The sequence below is a fragment of the Terrabacter sp. AAH1 genome, from assembly GCF_054456855.1.
Window position 1 is genome coordinate 1 of record NZ_JBTJJV010000031.1, and the last position, 1391, is coordinate 1391.

Below are 1391 nucleotides of genomic sequence, written 5' to 3' on the forward strand. Positions count from 1 at the left end.
CGCCGAGTTCGTCCCGGTCGTGGACGCAGGTGCGGCCACCGCGTGATCCTTCGAGTTCACCTTCCACAGATCTCTCGAACGGAATCATCACGATGACCGCACCACACATTGTCGACCCTGCCGGCCTGCTCGGCGACGCACTCGCCGAGGCCAGCCCCGATCTGATGCGCGCGTTGCTGCAGTCGATCATCAACGCCCTGCTCTCCGCCGATGCCGACGCCGTGGTCGGCGCCGAGTGGGGCCGACCGTCACCGGGGCGCGTGAGCCAACGCAACGGCTACCGACACCGCGACCTGGACACCCGGGTCGGGACCGTCGACGTCGCGATCCCCAAGCTGCGCAAGGGCACCTACTTCCCGGAGTGGCTCCTCGAGCGCCGCAAACGGGCCGAGGCCGCCCTGATCACGGTCGTCGCGGACTGCTACCTCGCCGGCGTCAGCACCCGCCGCATGGACAAGCTCGTCAAGACCCTGGGGATCGACTCGCTGTCGAAGTCCCAGGTCTCGCGGATGGCCACCGACCTGGACCAGCTCGTCGAGGACTTCCGCCACCGACCCCTCGGCCCGGCCGGCCCGTTCACGTTCGTCACCGCTGACGCGCTCACGATGAAGGTCCGCGAAGGCGGCCGCGTCGTGGGCACCGTGGTGCTGCTCGCGACCGGCGTCAACAACGACGGACATCGCGAAGTCCTCGGCATGCGCGTGGCCACCGCGGAAACCGGCGCCGCGTGGAACGAGTTCTTCGCCGACCTCGTGGTACGCGGCCTGACCGGGGTCCGGCTCATCACCTCCGACGCCCACGCCGGGCTGCGCGATGCGATCGCCGCCAACCTCCCCGGCGCCGCGTGGCAGCGCTGCCGCACCCACTACGCGTTCAACCTGATGGGCGTGACCCCGAAGTCGATGTGGCCGGCGGTCAAGGCGATGCTGCACAGCGTCTATGACCAGCCCGACGCGGCCGCTGTCCACGCCCAGTTCGACCGCCTCCTCGACTACGTGAAGGACAAGCTTCCCGCCGTCTTCGAGCACCTCGACCGCGCCCGCGAGGACCTGCTGTCCTTCACCGCCTTCCCCAAGGAGATCTGGACCCAGATCTGGTCGAACAACCCGACCGAGCGGTTGAACAAGGAGATCCGGCGCCGCACCGACGCCGTCGGCATCTTTCCCAACCGCGAGGCCATCGTCCGCCTCGTCGGAGCCGTCCTGGCCGAGCAGACCGACGAATGGGCCGAAGGCCGCCGCTACCTCGGCCTTGACGTCCTCGCCCGCTCCCGGATGAACCTCGTCCCCGCCACCGAACCCGAGATCGGAGCTGATGACCTGCCCGCCCTGACCGCCTAACCCATCACCACGGATCACACGCAGCGCTACACCACCACCCGGGACTTGACC

General features: G+C 68.9%; 1 protein-coding gene. It reads left to right on the forward strand.

Annotation, left to right across the window (positions count from 1 at the left end; genetic code table 11):
• Positions 1–92 precede the first annotated feature (92 nt).
• On the forward strand, positions 93–1340 hold the full coding sequence (locus tag ACXR8F_RS21495; RefSeq protein ID WP_458803624.1) for an IS256 family transposase: 1248 nt from the start codon (positions 93–95) through the stop codon (positions 1338–1340).
• Positions 1341–1391: the final 51 nt, after the last annotated feature.

Bases quoted from the DNA above. Each gene is read 5' to 3' on its own strand.
- ACXR8F_RS21495 (WP_458803624.1), top strand. From the start codon at position 93: ATGACCGCACCACACATTGTCGACCCTGCCGGCCTGCTCGGCGACGCA.